This is a genomic window from Halomonas sabkhae (assembly GCF_030409265.1).
Taxonomy (GTDB): domain Bacteria; phylum Pseudomonadota; class Gammaproteobacteria; order Pseudomonadales; family Halomonadaceae; genus Halomonas; species Halomonas halmophila.
This window is the reverse complement of sequence record NZ_JAUFPM010000006.1, coordinates 16381-34288: the sequence shown is the minus strand read 5'-3', so window position 1 is coordinate 34288 and position 17908 is coordinate 16381. Positions and strand designations below refer to the sequence as shown.

Below are 17908 nucleotides of genomic sequence, written 5' to 3'. Positions count from 1 at the left end.
ATCTCATGACGGCCGGCATTATCTTCGAAGAGACCATGCAAGGCGGATTCAGTCTGGGTGAGGTCGAGCCGTCAGCTGGTGCCGAGGCAGGCCTGAAGGCGGGCTTGCGCCTGGCCATGCATGTCGAGGTGGTGATCGATGACCTCGCGACCTTCATCTCGGACCCGGCACATCCCGGTCGGCTGAGCGGGTCCGTGGACTTCGCGCCGCTGGGTATGGGCATCACGGCGTCCTCCGGTGTCTTCCAGTTGTTCTCGCCGTCACGTGCCGATGGCATGGGGCGGCGCATGGTCTATGAGCTGGCGTTCAACGTGAAGGGAGCTGCCTACTATCTGGCGGGGGAAAAACGCGTGCTCGATGATCCGGGCCCCGACCTGTGGCGCGACACCACCACCCTGTATACCTGCCTGTACCGCGGCGACTCGGCCGAGGGCGAGATCGTCGGCGCCGGGATTCTCGAGCTCGGGGTACCCCAGCTGACCTCGCTGCTGCGGACGCTGCGCACCACGGGCGATGGTGACCTGCGCACACTGGCGACCTTCGGTGGCTTCTTCTTCGGCGAACTCTGGGAGTTGTATGCGCCCCTGGCGGGAGGCGGCCGCCCATGAGCATGAGCTTCGATGCCATCGTCATCGGTTCTGGCTTCGGTGGCGCCGTGTCCGCCTGTCGGCTGGCCGAGGCCGGTGAGCGGGTGCTGGTGCTCGAACGCGGTCGGCGCTGGGCGACGCAGGACCTGCCCCGTGGTCCCGATGATGACTGGGTCTTCGACGTCGAGAATCCCGAGCAGTGCCATGGCTGGCTGGATGTACGCCTGTTTCCGCGTGTCGGGGTGGCCCAGGGCGCCGGCGTGGGGGGCGGCTCCCTGGTCTACGCCAATGTGTTCGTCGAAGCCGAACGCTTCGTGTTCGATCATGGCTGGCCAGAGCCGATCGACTACGCGGCACTGCGGCCACACTACGCCACCACGGGGCGAATGCTCGAGGTCCAGACCCTGCCCGAAGGCCAGCGTACCGCGCGCCATCGACTGATGCGCGAGGCTGCCGAGGCCACCGGCGCCGGCGATCGCTTCCGTGATCTGCCGCTGGCGGTACGTTTCGACGAGGCCTGGCATTATGGCCTCGATGATCCGCATGCCGGGCATCACAGCCGTACCGAGTCCAATCTCTTCGGTCGTCGCCAGGGAACCTGCGTTCACTGTGGTGACTGTGATGTGGGCTGCCCGGTGGGGGCGCGCAATACGCTGGATCTGAACTATCTGGCGCGTGCCGAAGACAAGGGAGCCGAGATTCGGCCCCTGAGCCTCGTCGAGGCGGTCGAGCCGCAAGGACGAGGCTACCGGGTGCATTACCGACGCCTGGACGGTCAGGGCCAGGCCAGCGAGACGGCGCCGCGGGTCATCGTGGCGGCGGGCTCGCTGGGCTCTACCGAGCTGCTGCTGCGTTGTCGGGATCAGCACGGCACCCTGCCTGGGCTCTCATCGCGCCTCGGGCATGGCTGGTGCGCCAACGGTGACTTCCTGACCCCGGCGCTTTACAGCGAGCGTCGCGTCTCACCGACCCGCGGGCCCACCATCACCAGTGCCATCGATTACCTGGATGGCAGTGATGGCGGTGCGCGGTACTTTGTCGAGGATGGCGGTTTCCCCGACCTGGTCGCCAATGCCCTGCGTGCCGTTCTGGAGCAGCGGCCCGCGGGGGAACGCCTGTTCGATGGCTGGCAGATGCTGCTGGACGGCTTGCTGCAGGGACGGGATCCGCATACACACCTGATGCCCTGGTTCGGCCAGGGGGTCGATGCCAGTGATGGCGTCATGAGGCTGGCGCGTGACTGGCGCGATCGCGACCCGAGGCTCGAGCTCGATTATGAGGTACGACGCTCGCGCCCGGTCGTGCAGGCATTGATCGACCGGCATAAACGACTGACGGCCGCGACCGGCGGACTGGCGCTGGAGCCGCCCTCCTGGTCATTGTTCGATTACCTGCTGACCCCGCATCCGCTGGGCGGCTGCAACATGGGCACGACCGCCGAAGACGGCGTGGTGGATCACAAGGGCGAGGCGTTCGGCTACCCGGGCCTGCATGTGTTGGATGGCGCCATCGTCCCGCGCGCCCTGGGGCTCAATCCCTCGCGTACCATCGCCGCCCTGGCCGAGCGGGCCATGGCCGAGATACTGGCTTAGGCACGAGATGCGCGGTGTGAGGTGTGAGAGGTGAAAGGCACATCGCAGATAGGAGGGCAATATGACTCGCGAGATCCCGCTATACACGCTCGAGGGTGTCCGCGATGCCGACGCCAGTACTCATCACTTCACCACGGATGATGGCCTGGGCTTGTCATTGCTGCGCTTCTGTCGCGCGCCTTGCCGCGAAGTGGTGGTCATCATCCACGGTTTGACCACCTCCTCGGACATGTTCATCCAGCCCGAGCATGAAAATCTGGTGAACTGCCTGCTGGATGCCGGCTTCACCGACGTCTGGACCCTGGACTTTCGCATGAGCAACCGTCATGCCTACAACCTGCAACCCAGTGACTGGTCGATGGATGACTGTGCGCTTTATGACTACCCGGCGGCGATGGCCAAGGTGCGCGAAGCGGCGGGTGAGGACGTAAACCTGCACGTGATCTGCCATTGCCTGGGCGCCATGAGCTTCACCATGGCGCTCTTCGCCGGCACCGTCACCGGCATTCGCTCGTGCATCGCCAACAGCGTGGCGCTGACGCCGCATGTGCCGACCTGGTCGCGGATCAAGGGGCATGTCTTTCCCTTCATCATCGAGCGACTCCTTCAGCAGCCCTATGTCAGTCCGCGCTGGAGCGAAGATCCGCGGCTGACCATCGGCAAGCTGCTGTCGAAGCTGGTCTCGCTGTTCCATCGTGAGTGCGACGTGCCCGCCTGCCATATGCTGTCGCTGATGTGGGGCACCGGCTGGCCGGCGCTCTATCATCACGAGAATCTCGACGAGATCACCCATCGCCGCGGTGCCGACCTCTATGGCCCCGTAGGGCTCAACTACCACAAGCACGTCCTGAAGATGCTGGGCGAGGGGCATCGCACGGTGCGCATGAAGCCCGGGGACCCACGCTATGCCGAGTTACCCGAGGACTACATCGCCGCTGCCGCTGCCATCGAGACCCCCTGCCTGTTCATGACCGGAGCGGACAACCGCGTTTTCACCGACAGCAATATTCACTGCCACCAGGCCCTGGAAGCCGTGGTACCGGGGCGTCATCAATTGGCCATCTTCGAGGGCTATGGTCATCAGGACGTGTTCATGGGCAAGCGGATCCACGAGGACATCTTCCCGCGTTTGCAACGCTTCCTCATGGAAAACGCTGGCTAGTCATGTGGCGCTACCCGAATCATGTCCTCGGCTGTCCACCAGGCACCAGTCGGCTCAGCAGCGCCGGCAGAATCAGCACCAGCACGCTGATGCGCAGCAGGTGGTGGGTGGTGACGAAGGCCGGGTCGATGCCCAGCGTCAGCGCCACCAGACTCAGTTCGGGGGCGCCGCCGGGCATGTAGGCGAGCAGCGCCGCGGCGGCCGAGTAGCCGGTCAGCAGGTGACCGATCCAGGCGGCGACCACGGCGAGGGCCAGCAATACCAGCGCCTGGGCGGCGGCCATGACCAGGACGTGGCCGACCCGGGCCAGCGAGGTGCCGGCGAAACGCACGCCCACCGAGACGCCGATCAGTACCTGAGCCAGGGCAAGCAGCACCGGTGGTACCGCGGCATGGGTGACGCCAGTCAGGTGCAGGGCCGCCGAGATCAGCGCCGGGCCGAACAGCAGGGCGTTGGGCAGGCGCAGCCAACGTCCCAGCCACAGGCCGCCCAGGCCCGCGCCGATGAGCCAGGCCGCATCCACCGGTCCGGGTAGCCACAGCCAGCGCGACGGGTCCGGTGTGGTGCTGCCCAGCTCGACGTGACCGATCGCCTGGAGCACCGGCGGGATCGCCACCAGCAGCACCAGGATACGTACCGCATGAGTCATGCCCACCACTCGCAGGTCGGCACCGGAAGCCATCGCCATCACCGTGACCGTGGAGACGCCGCCCGGCACTCCGGCATACAACGCGGTCTCCCGCGAGTGACCGGCGATGCGCTGCGAGAACCATACCGAGAACGCCATCATCGCTGCAGTGGCCACCATCATCACCGCCAGGCTCAGGATCCACAGCCCCAGATCGCCGGACATCTGCGGGGTGAACGCCGAGCCCAGCATCACTCCGATTACCACCAGCACACCCTTGCGGCCGCGTCCCGGAGAACGCAGACGTGCGCCGGACAGGCTCGCCACGGTGGTGGCGATCATGGCGCCGAGCAGCCAGGGCAGCGGCAGGTTCACGGCAAAGGCCGCCGCACCACCGGCCAACCCCAGCGCCAGGGTGGGCAGAAAGCGAAGCAGGGAAGCGAGGGTAGGGGGCAAGGAGGCTCCTGTAGTGTTGCCGGGCGGTTCTGTGGTGGAGTGATGCTGTCTCGACGGCTTGATGAGATTCGTGAGGGAGCTAAGTATACCGGCCTTGCCCCGCTCGAGCGACATGGGACTGCCCGGCAGCGTCTCACGTTGCCCGACTTCGACTGCTCACGCTATAATGGCGGATTAATTTTACTCCCTCCCTCCACAGCTCACGGGTGTTGCCTCTATGCTACGTATGGCCCAAGAAGCTCTTACGTTCGACGACGTACTACTCCTGCCCGGCTACTCCGATGTCCTGCCCAAGGACGTCAGCCTCAGAACGCGCCTGACCCGCGACCTCTTCCTGAACATCCCGATGGCCTCCGCGGCCATGGACACCGTCACCGAAGCTCGCCTGGCCATCGCCATGGCGCAGGAAGGCGGTATCGGCATCGTTCACAAGAGCATGACCATCGCCCAGCAGGCGGCCGAGGTGCGCAAGGTCAAGAAGCACGAGAGCGTGATCGTCAAGGATCCGGTGACCGTCGGGCCCAAGGCCAAGCTGGCCGATCTGCTGTCCATGGCCAAGGAGTATGGCTTCTCGGGATTCCCCGTGGTGGAAGGGGAGACCCTGGTCGGCATCGTGACCGAGCGCGACATGCGCTTTCAGCCCAATCACGGCGATAGCGTGGCCGATATCATGACGCCGCGCGACAAGCTGGTCACCGTCCCCGAAGGCACCAGCCTCGAGGTGATCAAGTCGAGGATGCAGGAGCATCGCGTCGAGAAGATGCTGGCCGTCGATGACGCCTTCCATCTGCGCGGCCTGGTGACCTTCCAGGACATCGAGAAGGCACGGACCTTCCCGCATGCCGCCAAGGATGAAGATGGCCGTCTGCTGGTCGGCGCCGCGGTCGGCACCGGCCCGGAGACCTCCGATCGTATCGCCGCTCTGGTGGAAGCCGGTGTGGATGCGATCATCGTCGACACTGCTCATGGCCACTCTCGGGGCGTGATCGAGCGCGTGGCCTGGGTCAAGGAGCACTTCCCGCAGATCCAGGTCATCGGTGGCAACATCGCCACGGCGGATGCGGCCCGGGCGCTGGCCGAGGCGGGCGCCGATGGCGTCAAGGTCGGCATCGGCCCTGGCTCGATCTGCACCACCCGCGTCGTGGCGGGTGTCGGCGTGCCGCAGATCACCGCGGTCTCCAATGTTGCTGAAGCCCTCAAGCCCTATGACGTGCCGCTGATCGCCGACGGTGGCATTCGCTTCTCCGGCGATCTGGCCAAGGCCATGGCCGCCGGTGCCAGCTGCGTGATGGTTGGCGGCCTGCTCGCCGGCACCGAGGAAGCGCCCGGGGAAGTCGAGCTCTATCAGGGGCGTACCTACAAGGCCTACCGTGGCATGGGCTCCATGGGTGCCATGTCGCAGACTCAGGGCTCCAGCGATCGGTACTTCCAGGACAAGAGCGAAGGCGTCGAAAAGCTCGTGCCGGAAGGCATCGAAGGCCGGGTGCCCTACAAGGGCCTGATGGGTGCCATCGTGCACCAGATGATGGGCGGGCTGCGCGCTTCCATGGGCTATACCGGCTGCCGCAATATCGAGGAAATGCGCACCGTGCCCGAGTTCGTGAAGATCACGGGAGCCGGCTTCAACGAGTCGCACGTGCATGATGTGCAGATAACCAAGGAAGCCCCGAATTACCGTGCAGGGTAAGAATCATCTGCGCTCGCTCAGGCGGTGTTGAATCTCGGCTCAACGTGCTCATTTACGCGCATGTAAACTCCGCCGTTTCGCCTCGATTCGCCTGGCCTGAGCGTCGCTCGAAAGATTCTCGAACGGTTCGCCTCGTTCGCCAAATACCATTATTCAGCGGCGCTCAACTGGCGCCGTTGCTTATTTAGAGATCACCCGATGACCGACATTCACGCCCACAAGATCCTGATTCTCGACTTCGGTTCCCAGTACACCCAGTTGATCGCCCGCCGGGTTCGCGACATCGGGGTCTATTCCGAGGTTCGCGCCTTCGATATCACGGAAGAGGAAATCCGTGAGTACGCGCCCAACGGCATCATCCTCGCCGGCGGGCCGGAGTCCGTCACTGAACTGGGCTCGCCCCGTGCGCCGCAGTGCGTGTTCGAGATGGGGCTGCCGGTGCTGGGCATCTGCTATGGCATGCAGACCATGGCCGAGCAGCTCGGTGGCAGCGTGGAAGGTTCCAACAAGCGTGAATTCGGCTATGCCCAGATCCGCCTCGATGGCGAGAGCGCGCTTTTCGAAGATATCGCTGACCATCTCGAGGCCGACAGCGGCAAGCGCCTTCTGGACGTGTGGATGAGCCACGGCGACAAGGTGGCGAGCGTGCCCGAGTCCTTCAGCGTGATTGCGTCCACCGAAAGCTGCCCGATTGCCGCCATGGCCTGGGAGGAACAGCGCTTCTACGGCGTTCAGTTCCACCCCGAGGTGACGCATACCCTGCAGGGCCAGCGCATCATGGAACATTTCGTGCTGGGTATCTGCCAGGCGGAGCGTTGGTGGACGCCGGCGCAGATCATCGAGGACCAGGTCGCCCGTGTGCGCGAGCAGGTCGGTGACCGCCATGTGCTGCTGGGGCTCTCCGGAGGGGTCGATTCCTCGGTAGTTGCCGCGCTGCTGCACAAGGCCATCGGCGACCAGCTGACCTGCGTCTTCGTCGACAACGGTCTGCTGCGCAAGAACGAGGGCGATCAGGTCATGAAGACCTTTTCCAGCCACATGGGCGTGCGCGTGATCCGCATCGATGCCGAGGAGCAGTTCCTGTCGCTGCTGGAAGGCGTGGACGACCCCGAGGCCAAGCGCAAGATCATCGGTAACACCTTCATCGATGTCTTCGATACCGAGGCCGCCAAGATCGAAGGCGTGGAGTACCTGGCCCAGGGCACCATCTATCCGGACGTGATCGAGTCCGCCGACAGCAAGACCGGCAAGGCGCATGTCATCAAGTCCCACCACAATGTGGGCGGCCTACCTGAGACCATGAAGCTGCAGCTCGTCGAGCCGCTGCGCGAACTGTTCAAGGACGAGGTGCGCAAGCTCGGCGTCGAACTCGGTCTGCCCTACGACATGGTCTATCGCCACCCCTTCCCGGGACCGGGGCTCGGCGTGCGCATCCTCGGCGAGGTCAAGAAGGAATACGCCGATATCCTGCGCGAGGCCGACGCCATCTTCATCGAAGAGCTGCACAATGCCGGGTGGTATCAGAAGACCAGCCAGGCCTTTGCCGTCTTCCTGCCGGTCCGCTCGGTGGGCGTGGTCGGCGACGGCCGCCGCTACGAATGGGTCATCGCCCTGCGCGCCGTGGAGACTATCGATTTCATGACCGCCCGCTGGGCACACCTGCCCTACGAGCTGCTGGAGAAGGTCTCCAACCGCATCATCAACGAGCTCTCCGGCGTCTCCCGCGTCACCTACGACGTCAGCAGCAAGCCGCCCGCCACCATCGAGTGGGAGTGACGGCCTCGGCGGCCGTGCATTGAGTCTTGAGCCCCCGCCACTTCCGCATGGCGGGGTCTTTTTTGCACCGACGTTCCCTTCCGGCTACTCTGTTTGATCCGATTCTGCTGATCTTGCCAAGGAGCCCTTCCATGCCGACTCTCTCACGCCGCCAGGTCCTCGGGACCATGACCGCCGCCGGCGCCATGCTCGCCGCGGGCCAGCCGACGTTCGCTGCCGCTTCTTCGACGTCTGCCGATGCGACCGACCTCAAGCGGCGGCTGGCGGAGCTGGAGCGTGCGGAGGGCGACCGCGTGGGCGTGGCGCTGATGAACGTTTCCACTGGCGCGGTGGCGAGCCATCGTGGCGACGAGCGATTCCTGTTCAACAGCACCGGCAAGTTCTTCATCGCCGCGGCGGTGTTGGTGCGGGTGGATGAGGGCAGCGAGACGCTCGACCGCCGCATCGCCATCGAGGAGGGCGATCTCGTCGGCTGGACGCCGATCACCGAGAAGCGGCTGGGCGAGCCCGGCCTGACCATCGCCGAGCTGTGTCAGGCGGCGGTAGCCTGGAGCGACAACGCGGCGGCAAACGCGCTGACCGAGAGTATCGGCGGGCCCGCAGCGGTCACCGCCTTTCTGCGTTCCATCAGCGACGACACCACCCGGATGGATCGCGTCGAACCCGACCTGAACACTCACGATCACGAAGGCGACGAGCGCGACACCACGACCCCACTGGCCATGATGACGACGCTGCGCACCTTGATGCTGGGCGACGCCCTGACGCCGTCTTCCCGGCACCAGCTCGCGTCCTGGATGGTCGAGGGCAAGGTCGGCGATGCCCGGCTGCGTGCCGGCATGCCGTCATCATGGCTGGTCGGCGAGAAGACCGGCACCAATGGTGAGGGCAACGCCAGCGATATCGGCATCGCTTGGCCGGGCGACCGCGGGGCGGTGATCGCCGTCGCCTATACCCTGATGCCCGGTGCGACCGGGGAGCAGCGTGACGAGACCATCGCCGCCGTCGGCCGGCTGGCCGCCGACGTATAAGACTGCACTGCGTCGCTCGCGTTGGCCATTGTGGCTGCCGCCCAGGGCAGCCATCTGGGCCTTAACTGGAAGCGTATGGGTCTCTGTTTGCGGGGAGAGTCGATGTGCATGAAGCGTCACAGGCGTAGATCCTGCGGCGCTTTTTTTCTCAAGTCGCCTTTCCCGATGCGATAGCGGCCGGAGGCTCTGCCGAGCAGTCTGACTGACGTGTCTTATCCAAGTGCGTCAGACGAGGAGATGATGTGAGCAATAAACCGGTACTCTACGGCTATAGCCCGAGCAGCTACGTTTTCAGCGTCAGGATCCTGCTGGCGGGAAAGAGTGTCGCCTACGACCAGGTGCCGCTGGATGTGATTGCGGGAGAACCGCGTTCAGCGGAGCACCGCCGCTTGCATCCCTTCGGCAAGGTGCCCGTGCTGGTGCATGACGGCCTGCGGATGCTCGAGACCAGCGCCATCATGCGCTATATCAATGATGCGTTCGGTGGAGCGTCGTTTATTCCCGATAATCCGCGTGATCGAGCCCGCATGGACATGGCGATGGGATTGCATGAGTCATACGGCTATGCGGCCATGGCGCGTGTCGTCGGGTATCATCGCTTTCCGAAATTCGCGGGACACCCTTCCCGGGAGGATGTCGAGGGCGAACTGGAACGCTTGCACACCTTGTTCGCTGAGCTCATGCGCTTGCGTGGGGATTCGCCGTATATTGCCGGTGATCTGCCGTCGCTCGCCGATTTCTTTGTCGCCCCGGCCTGTTTTTACCTGGAGGAGGTCGGTGAGACGGGTCGTTTCCTTGACCTGCCGGGATTCGCGGAATGGTGGGCGCGTGTCAATGCCCTGCCGGAGTACCAAACGGTCCTGCCGGATCTCAGTCAGTGGGGCGAGCAGGCCGGGTAACTTGATAGGTGGCTAATGAGTCCCCATATACCTGGTGACGCGTCATTCGCGAAGATTGTTTTGATCGAGGAGATCGCATGAGCCAGGACAATAGCTATACACCGCCGAAGGTCTGGACCTGGGAGCAGGCCAGTGGTGGTCAGTTTGCCAGCATCAACCGTCCCATCGCCGGGCCGACTCACGAGAAAACACTGCCGGTGGGTAAGCACCCCTTCCAGCTCTATTCCCTGGCCACGCCGAATGGTGTCAAAGCCACGGTGCTGTTCGAGGAGCTGCTCGAGCTGGGCCACCAGGAGGCCGAGTACGACGCCTGGCTGATCAGGATCGGCGATGGCGATCAGTTCGGCAGCGGCTTCGTCGAGGTCAATCCGAACTCCAAGATCCCCGCGTTGATGGACCACAGCACCGAGACGCCAACGCGTGTCTTCGAATCCGGTTCGATTCTGCTGTACCTGGCCGAGAAGTTCGGTGAGTTCCTGCCGACAGACTTCCAGGCACGTACCGAGGCGATGAACTGGCTGTTCTGGCAGATGGGCAGCGCCCCCTTCGTGGGTGGTGGTTTTGGCCACTTCTATGCCTACGCACCGGACAAGCTGGAATATCCCATCAACCGCTACGCCATGGAAACCAAGCGTCAGCTGGATGTCCTCGACCGTCATCTGGCAGACAACCGCTACCTGGCAGGCGACGAATACAGCATTGCCGACATTGCCAACTGGACCTGGTACGGCCAGCTGGTGCTGGGCCGTCTCTACGACGCGGGCGAGTTCCTTCAGGTACACACCTACGAAAACGTGGTGCGTTGGGCGCAGGACATCGACGCCCGGCCGGCGGTCCAGCGTGGCCGTATGGTCAACCGAACCTTCGGGGAGCCGGAGATGCAGCTGCATGAGCGTCACCACGCCAGTGACTTCACGCACAAGACTCAGGATAAGCTCGAGCCCCAGTCCTGATCGCGTAACCTGACGTAGGTTGCTTGAGAGGCCGGCGTTCCACGCTGGCCTTTTGCGTCATGCGTCGTGGATAACCTGCTCAAGGGGTGAGTGGCTCAACGTTTGTGTCAGCCGTTCCATCAGTTCGCCGCTGTGACGCCAGAAGTGCCAGTACAGGGGAACCTCCAGCGCATGCTGCGGCGCCAGGCTGATCAATTCGCCACGCCGCACAGCGTCTCGGACCTGCATCATCGGCATCATGCCGTACCCCATGCCGGCGCTGGCCAGGCGGACGAAACCTTCCGACTCCGGACACAGGTGATAGGGGAAGGGGCCGTGGTAGCCGAACTGGGCGAGAAAGCGGTGCTGTAACTGGTCATTGGGGCCATAGACGATGGCGGGGGCCCGTCGGAAGGCCGCTTCGCAGGGGCCGTCGGGGAAGTGGTCGGCCGCATACTCGGGCGTGGCCATGGGGTGATAGGTCATCGAGCCCAGCGGCACGCACCGTGCGCCGGCAATTGGCTGGTCGCTGGCACACAGACAGGCGGCGACATCCCCATCTCGCAGGCGTTTGAGGCCGACGTCCTGATCCTCGACCACCAGGTCCATCAATACTTCCTCGCGCCGGCAGAAGTCGGTGACGGCCGAGGCCCACCAGGTCACCAGACTATCGGCGTTGAGGGCGATACGCAGTCGGGGCGAGGCGACTTCCAGTGTCGGCAGGGCCTGGCCGAGTTCGCGCTCGAGCAGGCAGACGCGTTGGTAGTGATTCAGCAGTCGCTGTCCGGCGGGAGTCGCCGCCAGTTGCGGGTGGCGGACCAGCACCGGCTGGCCCAGTCGGACTTCCAGTGCCTTGATGCGTTGCGATACGGCGGACTGGGAGAGACCCAGTGCCTCACCGGCGCGTTCGAAGCCACCACATTCGATGACCGTCGCCAGGGCGCTGAGCAGTTTATAGTCGAGCATAAGTAAAATTGATGCGGGCTTAGGAGAATGATTTTTTAGTATAGCGATGTCTCGCTATTCTGGCTTCACGCTGGATAGCAAAAGGACGATATCGATGTTGGAGAGTTACCTGACCGGCCTGCTGGTGAGTGGTGGCATCATCATTGCCATCGGGGCCCAGAATGCCTACGTACTGGGCCTGGCCGTGCGTCGTGAACATCACTGGTGGTCGGCCGGGCTGTGCATGAGCACCGATCTGTTGCTGATCACGGCCGGCATGTTCGGGGTCAGTGCCATGCTGGTGGCCATGCCGGAAGCCATGGCCGTGTTGCGGTGGCTGGGTGTGGCGTTCCTGACGTGGCTGGCGGTGCAGGGGTTCTATCGGGCTATCGCCGGTCGCCAGGGGCTCGAACGTGCGGAAGCTGAGAAACGCAGCCTGGTCGGAGTGATTCTGGCGACCCTGGCCGTGACGGTACTCAACCCCCAGGTCTATCTGGACACCCTGCTGCTGATACCTTCGGTCGGTGCTCAACAGGAGAGTGAGGCGGCCTTCGTGGCAGGGGCGGGCAGTGCCTCGGTTCTGTGGTTCGGGCTGCTGGCCTGGTGCGGCGCCCTGCTGTCGCCCTGGCTGGCGACGCCCAGTGCCTGGCGGCTGATCGACGGCGGGATCGCCACGATGATGGCAGTGATTGCGTTGAAGCTGGCGCTCGATACTGGTCTTCAGGCAGTTGCGTGACCCACTGTGCATCTGTGGCGGACATTCAACGCTATGTAGATTGCGTTTTCTATCAGCATTATCTTAACTCTGGGACGGATAACCTGATTTTGAAAGGTTAACGTTTTTTCACCGCGGGGGTGGGGACCCCCGCCCTCTCAGGATTGGCGTGGCTCGTCAGGCATCGCTGATACCGTCTTGGAGACTATCGAGTGCGTGCTTCACGTTTTTCCCAGTGGCTTTGGGGCTTGGGAATCGTGCTGTTGACGCTGGCATCCGTGACACCGCTGGTCATGGCGTACCTTGGTTCAGAAAAACTTCTGCATGAGTCTCAACAGCATACACTGCAGCGTGACCAGCGCCTCCTGGAAGAGGTGCTGGGCGAACGGTTCATGGATATTCGCTCCCAGAGCCGGGCGATTGCCGGTTCGCCGGATTTGCACAAAGCACTGGGGGATGCCGACTTCGACAGGATTCGGTCGGTCTTGCAGCAGCAACTGGCCAACGGGGGGCGCCGACATATCGATGCACTGGCGCTCGGGTATCGCGAAGAGCGGGTCGTGGCATCGCGGCAGATCAGCCCGGATCGGGTACAGGCGGTGCTGAATGACAATGTCACGGTCAACGAGTGGCAGAGTGTGACGGAGGCGTCCGAAGCGGACGCTGGTGAGTGGTTGGTATTGCCGGTCCAGCTGGATCATCAAGTGACCGCTACGGGACCGGCCTGGCTGTATGCTCTGGTCCGCTTGAATGACAATGACTGGCTGGCCAGCGTCCTGATGAGCACCTTCGGCGCGTCAGCGGTATCACTGCAACGCAACGACACCGTCCTGGTGTCCCGCGAGACCGGCACCGGCCAACTGGCGGCACTGGCCGGCATGCGTGACGCGCGGGGTTTGGTCGAGCAGGACTCCGGCATCCTGCGACACCATACATGGCAGGTGGGCAACAGTGCTCAATACCAGGTTCGCTCGTGGCTGCCGAACACCGCGTCGCCGCTATTGCGCGACATCCATCTCACCATGCTGCTCGTGGTCTGTCTGATGGTTGTGGTACTGGTTGGCATCTGGCTGCTTGCCGTGCGTCATTTGACGGGGCGTTTGTTGGCGGATCCGCTGAGTGACGCACAGGCAGCTCTGCGCCCCGAGACGCGGCCCGGCCGGTCATCGGTGTCGGGTGACCCGGCGTCGACCGGCCAGCGCCTGGAACGCACCAGCGACGCCGGGCTATGGCAGGCGCATGAACAGGACTCTTTCTTTTCCGGCATTATTCGATATTCCCCCGAATGCATCTTCGTCAAGGACGTTGAAGGCTACCACCGGCTGGTCAACAAGCAGTATGCGAGAACCCTCTGGTCGTCTCCCGAGGCGCTGGTCGGCAAACGCGATGAAATGGTGTTGCCGGAACACATGCTCGATCAGGCGCGTTCCTCGGACAGGGAAGTACTGGACTCCGGCAAATCGGTGAAATACGAGGCGACGGTCCGCACGCCGGAGGGAGTCAGGACCTTCCTGGTCACCAAGTTTCCGATCAGCGATGGCGGAGATACCCCTCATCTGCTGGGGGGGATCGCGACCGATATCACCGAGCTCAAGGAGACCCAGGAGCGTCTGGGGCTGGTACAGAATGTCTTCGCCGAGACCACCGAGGCCATCATCGTGCTGGACGACCGGCATAATGCGCTGATCGCCAACCGTGCCTTCAGTGAACTGAGTGGCTATGAACAGAGCCAGGCGACGCCGGCCATTCAGTCATTTCTGCTCGAGCACCCGGAAGTGGCCAGTCAACTGGACAAGCAGCGTCGCTGGCAGGGACAGTGTTTCTTTGTGCATCGCCAGGGCGGGATTCTGCCGGTACTGGTCTCGGCGACCACGCTGCCCAAGACATCCGGTGAAGCACGGTATGTCCTGCGCTTCAACGACATCACCGAGCTCAAGCTGGCCGAGCACCGTCTCGAACATCTGGCCTGGTACGACCAGTTGACGGGCCTGCCGAATCGCAGCCTGTTTTCCCAGCGCCTGGAAGAAGCACTGGAACAGGCGTCGACCATGACGGCCATCCTGTTCATCGACCTGGACCACTTCAAGGACATCAATGACAAGTACGGGCATTCCCGGGGCGACCAGGTGTTGTGCCAGGTCGCCGACCGCTTGCGCACCTGCGTTCAGGCCAAGGATGTCATCTCTCGATTCGGTGCCGATGAGTTCACCGTGATGCTACGGGATATCGATACCGAGGCACAGGTCATGTCGATTGCCTCGCGGGTGATGAATACCCTCGAGATGCCCTTCGAGGCGGGCGAGGATGAATGCCTCAACTCGGTGAGCATCGGCATCACACTGAGCATGCGGCATGGTGGTACCGCCGAGACCCTGCTGCGTAACGCCGACCAGGCCATGTACGTGGCCAAGGAGCGGGGGCGGCAGCGTATCGTGTTGTTCGACCCCAGCATCGATGCGCGGCAACAGCAGCGTCTCAATTACGAAATGGGTTTGCGTGAAGCCCTGAACAAGAATGAGCTCTTCGTGCGTTACCAGCCACGCTTCGAAATCTCGGGTCGCAGGATCGTCGGCGCCGAGGCCCTGGTGCGCTGGGAAAGCCAGGAGCATGGTCTGGTTCCCCCCGACATCTTCATTCCGATTGCCGAGGGAACGCGGCTGATCGTCGATATAGGCCGCTTCGTAATGGAGCAGGCATGCCATGAGGCGGCGCGCTGGGCCGAGCAGGGTGAGGCCGTGCCGGTATCGGTGAACCTGTCGCCCAAGCAGCTGCGTGAAGACGGCCTGTGGAGTGATATCCAGCGGATATTGCGGGAGTCCGGGTTGGCCCCGAACATGCTGGAGCTCGAGCTGACGGAGAGCATGCTGGTGGATAACATCGACCTGGTGCTGCCGCTCCTGCAGCGTATTCGCGCTCTGGGTGTCAATATTGCCATCGATGACTTTGGCACCGGCTACTCGTCACTGGCCTACCTGAAGCAGCTACCCGTCGATACCGTCAAGGTGGACCGTAGCTTCATCAATGATGTGCCCGGGTCGCCGGAAGACGAGACGCTGCTGCAGGCCATCGTCAGCATGGCTCGAAGCCTCAACTACCGTGTGGTGGCCGAAGGCGTGGAAAGCGAGCAGCAGCGCGCCTTCCTGGAGACCCTGGGGTGTGATGAGTTGCAGGGCTTTCTGCTGGGTCGGCCGGAGTCCGGCAACATGCTGATCAGCCAGGTAATACGCGCCCGTGAAGGCACGCTCGAAGGCGACCGCGGGGCCACAGGCAGCGGTGCCCATGGGGCCGAGGACTAGTCAGCGGGATGGCCAGGCAGTGCCCGGCCGGCTGAGTGACAGCGTCTACCATGGTATTGGCGCGAGCCTTGGGTAAGTTCATGGGCTGTCTGGGCTGACCTCGGCCTAGGCGAGTTCGGCGCTGTGGAAGACGTTCTGCACGTCGTCCAGGTCATTGAGCATGTCGAGCAGCTTTTCGAACAGGGCGGCATCCTCGCCTGTCACCGGCGTCGTGGTCTGCGGCACGAACTGGATCTCATCGATCTCCAGGTCCAGCTCGCCATAGGCGTCGATCAGGGCCTGCTTGGCCTTGGCATATTCGGTATGCGGGGCGAAGAGGGTGATGCGTCCATCCTCGTTCTCGATATCGGTGACATCGACATCGGCTTCCATCATGGCGTCGAGCGCGCCTTCCTCGTCCTCACCGTCGAAGGCGAAGATCGCGCAGTGATCGAACATGTGGCTGGCGCTACCGGGGGTTCCCAGCTTGCCCTTGCACTTGTTGATACAGGTACGCACATCGCCGATGGTTCGGTTCGGGTTGTCGGTCAAGCACTCGATGATGACCATGGCGCTGCCCGGGCCGAACCCTTCGTAGCGTGCCAGGGCATAGTCCTCGCCGCCGGCACCGTTGGCCTTTTCCAGCGCCTTGTCGATGACATGCGACGGCACCTGCGCCTTCTTGGCTCGTTCGATGAGCCCCCGCAGCGTCAGGTTGGAATGCGGGTCGCTGCCGCCCTGCTTGGCGCATACGTAGAGCTCGCGCCCATACTTGCCGTAGATCTTGGCCTTGGCGTCCGAGGTCTTGGCCATGGATTCCTTGCGGTTCTGGAAGGCTCTGCCCATTGTCTTGTCCTGTTGCCGCTAGTGTTGCGCAGGATTTTACGAAACACGCGAAGATGCGAACAGTCTTATTTCAGATTGTGGCCCGGCCGCATACACTGTTGGGGCCTGCCTGAACAGGCATTGTCCGTCATCAGGAGTCTTGCCATGGATTATCAGGCTTATCGCCATGCTCTCGCCGCCACTCAGGGAGGTAAGGAGCTGCCCTTTGCTCCGGCCGAGTTCGAGTCACGTCGCCGTGCCATACGCCAGCGCATGGGGGACCAGGGTTTCGATGCGTTGCTGCTGACCGATCCGGCCGATATCTACTACCTGACCGGTTACCATACGTTCGAGGTTTCGGTGCATGCCTGCCTGGTCATCAGTCAGGATCGGCTCGTGCTGCAGGTGCCCTCCATCGAGACAGGGCCTGCGGTGGTCACCGCCATGGTGGATGAGAGTCTGGGGTATCGGTGGGAAAGCATCGAGGAAGTGGTCGAGCCGCTGGCAGCGACGCTGGAGCCCCATGCGGTCATCGGGCTGGATGCCTACAATGCCGGCCTGCGTCACGGCGTGATCAGTGAACTGCAGTCACGCCTGGGGGCTCAGCGTTTTCGCCGGGATGGTGGCGCGCTGGTCGACGGCGTGCGGATCATCAAGAGTCCCGCTGAACTGGCGTGCCTGCAGGAAAGTGCGCGCTTGACCTCGCTGGGGCTGAAGGCGGCGGAGGCGGTGATTCGCCCGGGCATCACCGACAATGAAGTCGCGGCGGAGGGCGCCAGGGCGATGCTGGCGGCGGGCAGCGAATTCATGAGCCTGCAGCCCATCGTCACCACCGGGCCGCGTATCGGCACCATCCATGTCAATCACAAGCGCCACGTGATCAGGGAGGAAGAGCCCGTCTTCCTGGAGTTCGGCGCCGCCTACGAACGTTACACGGCGCCCATGATGCGCACGGCCGTTGCCGGACGCCCCAGCTCGGAAATGCTGGCCCTGGGGGATGTGTGCCGTCAGTTGAGTCTGGTGCTGCGTGATGCCATGCGCCCCGGCAACACCCTCGACCAGGCGGCGCGTGCCGCCGATGCGGTGCTGGCCCCCCATGCCGAGCGGGTGTTCTTTTCCGGCGTCTTCGGCTATGCCGTGGGCGCGCAGTTCCCGCCGAGCTGGGTCGAGGGAACCGGTTTCATCGCGCAGGGGCAGAACCGAGTGTTCGAGAACGATATGGTCTTTCATCTGCCCCTTTGTCTGCGCTTGCCGGGCGAATGGGGCATCGGCCTGAGTGATACCGTGCGCGTCACCCCCGATGGCGGCGTGGCGCTGACGGACAATGACTGGACGATCACCATGTCCTCCTGAGCGGACTGATGGTGACACCTCTGGCGCGCCCTCGGATCAGACTCT

Annotated in this window: 14 protein-coding genes; 11 read left to right on the top strand and 3 right to left on the bottom strand. The window is 63.4% G+C overall.

Annotation, left to right across the window (positions count from 1 at the left end; genetic code table 11):
• Positions 1 to 5 precede the first annotated feature (5 nt).
• The 3 genes from QWY79_RS04780 to QWY79_RS04770 all read left to right on the top strand — a co-directional run bounded on the left by QWY79_RS04780 (position 6) and on the right by QWY79_RS04770 (position 3341).
• Entirely contained in the window at positions 6 to 608 is a 603-nt protein-coding gene (locus QWY79_RS04780) for a hypothetical protein (protein ID WP_290270422.1), read from the top strand.
• A complete protein-coding gene (locus QWY79_RS04775; RefSeq protein ID WP_290270421.1) occupies positions 605 to 2179 on the top strand; it encodes a GMC oxidoreductase in 1575 nt (524 codons plus the stop codon). Before QWY79_RS04780 ends, QWY79_RS04775 begins: the two co-directional genes overlap by 4 nt.
• Positions 2180 to 2240: 61 nt before the next feature.
• The gene (locus QWY79_RS04770; RefSeq protein WP_290270419.1) at positions 2241 to 3341 is read left to right on the top strand and encodes an alpha/beta fold hydrolase; all 1101 of its coding nucleotides are present in this window, start codon (positions 2241 to 2243) and stop codon (positions 3339 to 3341) included.
• A gap of 19 nt (positions 3342 to 3360) precedes the next feature.
• Here QWY79_RS04770 and QWY79_RS04765 read toward each other — a convergent pair whose 3' ends face one another.
• Positions 3361 to 4425 carry an AbrB family transcriptional regulator gene (locus QWY79_RS04765; protein ID WP_290270417.1) on the bottom strand — a complete coding sequence of 355 codons (1065 nt, stop codon included), beginning with the start codon at positions 4423 to 4425 and terminating at the stop codon, positions 3361 to 3363.
• 217 nt (positions 4426 to 4642) lie between these two features.
• Between QWY79_RS04765 and guaB the strand changes: the two genes are divergently transcribed.
• The 5 genes from guaB to yghU all read left to right on the top strand — a co-directional run bounded on the left by guaB (position 4643) and on the right by yghU (position 10771).
• A complete protein-coding gene (guaB, locus tag QWY79_RS04760) occupies positions 4643 to 6112 on the top strand; it encodes an IMP dehydrogenase (protein WP_141319096.1) in 1470 nt (489 codons plus the stop codon).
• Between the two features lie 198 nt (positions 6113 to 6310).
• Positions 6311 to 7888 carry a glutamine-hydrolyzing GMP synthase gene (gene guaA / locus QWY79_RS04755; protein WP_290270410.1) on the top strand — a complete coding sequence of 526 codons (1578 nt, stop codon included), beginning with the start codon at positions 6311 to 6313 and terminating at the stop codon, positions 7886 to 7888.
• Positions 7889 to 8019: 131 nt separating this feature from the next.
• Complete coding sequence (gene bla, locus QWY79_RS04750; RefSeq protein ID WP_290270408.1) at positions 8020 to 8919, top strand: class A beta-lactamase; 900 nt, start codon at positions 8020 to 8022, stop codon at positions 8917 to 8919.
• Positions 8920 to 9161: 242 nt separating this feature from the next.
• On the top strand, positions 9162 to 9818 hold the full coding sequence (locus QWY79_RS04745; protein ID WP_290270405.1) for a glutathione S-transferase family protein: 657 nt from the start codon (positions 9162 to 9164) through the stop codon (positions 9816 to 9818).
• A 77-nt stretch (positions 9819 to 9895) separates the two neighbouring features.
• The gene (gene yghU / locus QWY79_RS04740; protein ID WP_290270403.1) at positions 9896 to 10771 is read left to right on the top strand and encodes a glutathione-dependent disulfide-bond oxidoreductase; all 876 of its coding nucleotides are present in this window, start codon (positions 9896 to 9898) and stop codon (positions 10769 to 10771) included.
• Positions 10772 to 10828: 57 nt separating this feature from the next.
• Here the strand turns inward: yghU and QWY79_RS04735 are convergent, their stop codons facing one another.
• Positions 10829 to 11716 carry a LysR family transcriptional regulator ArgP gene (locus tag QWY79_RS04735; protein WP_290270401.1) on the bottom strand — a complete coding sequence of 296 codons (888 nt, stop codon included), beginning with the start codon at positions 11714 to 11716 and terminating at the stop codon, positions 10829 to 10831.
• Between the two features lie 94 nt (positions 11717 to 11810).
• Between QWY79_RS04735 and QWY79_RS04730 the strand changes: the two genes are divergently transcribed.
• Positions 11811 to 12431: a LysE/ArgO family amino acid transporter gene (locus QWY79_RS04730; RefSeq protein WP_290270399.1), complete on the top strand. Its 621-nt coding sequence runs from the start codon at positions 11811 to 11813 to the stop codon at positions 12429 to 12431.
• Between the two features lie 191 nt (positions 12432 to 12622).
• Positions 12623 to 15706, top strand: a complete 3084-nt coding sequence (locus tag QWY79_RS04725) for a putative bifunctional diguanylate cyclase/phosphodiesterase (protein ID WP_290270396.1) — start codon at positions 12623 to 12625, stop codon at positions 15704 to 15706.
• A 105-nt stretch (positions 15707 to 15811) separates the two neighbouring features.
• Here the strand turns inward: QWY79_RS04725 and QWY79_RS04720 are convergent, their stop codons facing one another.
• Positions 15812 to 16531 carry a YebC/PmpR family DNA-binding transcriptional regulator gene (locus QWY79_RS04720; protein WP_290270394.1) on the bottom strand — a complete coding sequence of 240 codons (720 nt, stop codon included), beginning with the start codon at positions 16529 to 16531 and terminating at the stop codon, positions 15812 to 15814.
• Positions 16532 to 16675: 144 nt separating this feature from the next.
• On the opposite strand from QWY79_RS04720, the gene QWY79_RS04715 reads away from it, so the two are divergent.
• Entirely contained in the window at positions 16676 to 17863 is a 1188-nt protein-coding gene (locus QWY79_RS04715; protein WP_290270391.1) for a M24 family metallopeptidase, read from the top strand.
• The last annotated feature ends 45 nt before the right edge of the window (positions 17864 to 17908 follow it).

Bases quoted from the DNA above. Each gene is read 5' to 3' on its own strand.
- bla (WP_290270408.1), top strand. From the start codon at position 8,020: ATGCCGACTCTCTCACGCCGCCAGGTCCTCGGGACCATGACCGCCGCC.
- guaB (WP_141319096.1), top strand. From the start codon at position 4,643: ATGCTACGTATGGCCCAAGAAGCTCTTACGTTCGACGACGTACTACTC.
- QWY79_RS04730 (WP_290270399.1), top strand. From the start codon at position 11,811: ATGTTGGAGAGTTACCTGACCGGCCTGCTGGTGAGTGGTGGCATCATC.
- QWY79_RS04780 (WP_290270422.1), top strand. From the start codon at position 6: ATGACGGCCGGCATTATCTTCGAAGAGACCATGCAAGGCGGATTCAGT.
- guaA (WP_290270410.1), top strand. From the start codon at position 6,311: ATGACCGACATTCACGCCCACAAGATCCTGATTCTCGACTTCGGTTCC.
- QWY79_RS04715 (WP_290270391.1), top strand. From the start codon at position 16,676: ATGGATTATCAGGCTTATCGCCATGCTCTCGCCGCCACTCAGGGAGGT.
- yghU (WP_290270403.1), top strand. From the start codon at position 9,896: ATGAGCCAGGACAATAGCTATACACCGCCGAAGGTCTGGACCTGGGAG.
- QWY79_RS04775 (WP_290270421.1), top strand. From the start codon at position 605: ATGAGCATGAGCTTCGATGCCATCGTCATCGGTTCTGGCTTCGGTGGC.
- QWY79_RS04770 (WP_290270419.1), top strand. From the start codon at position 2,241: ATGACTCGCGAGATCCCGCTATACACGCTCGAGGGTGTCCGCGATGCC.
- QWY79_RS04720 (WP_290270394.1), bottom strand. From the start codon at position 16,531: ATGGGCAGAGCCTTCCAGAACCGCAAGGAATCCATGGCCAAGACCTCG.
- QWY79_RS04735 (WP_290270401.1), bottom strand. From the start codon at position 11,716: ATGCTCGACTATAAACTGCTCAGCGCCCTGGCGACGGTCATCGAATGT.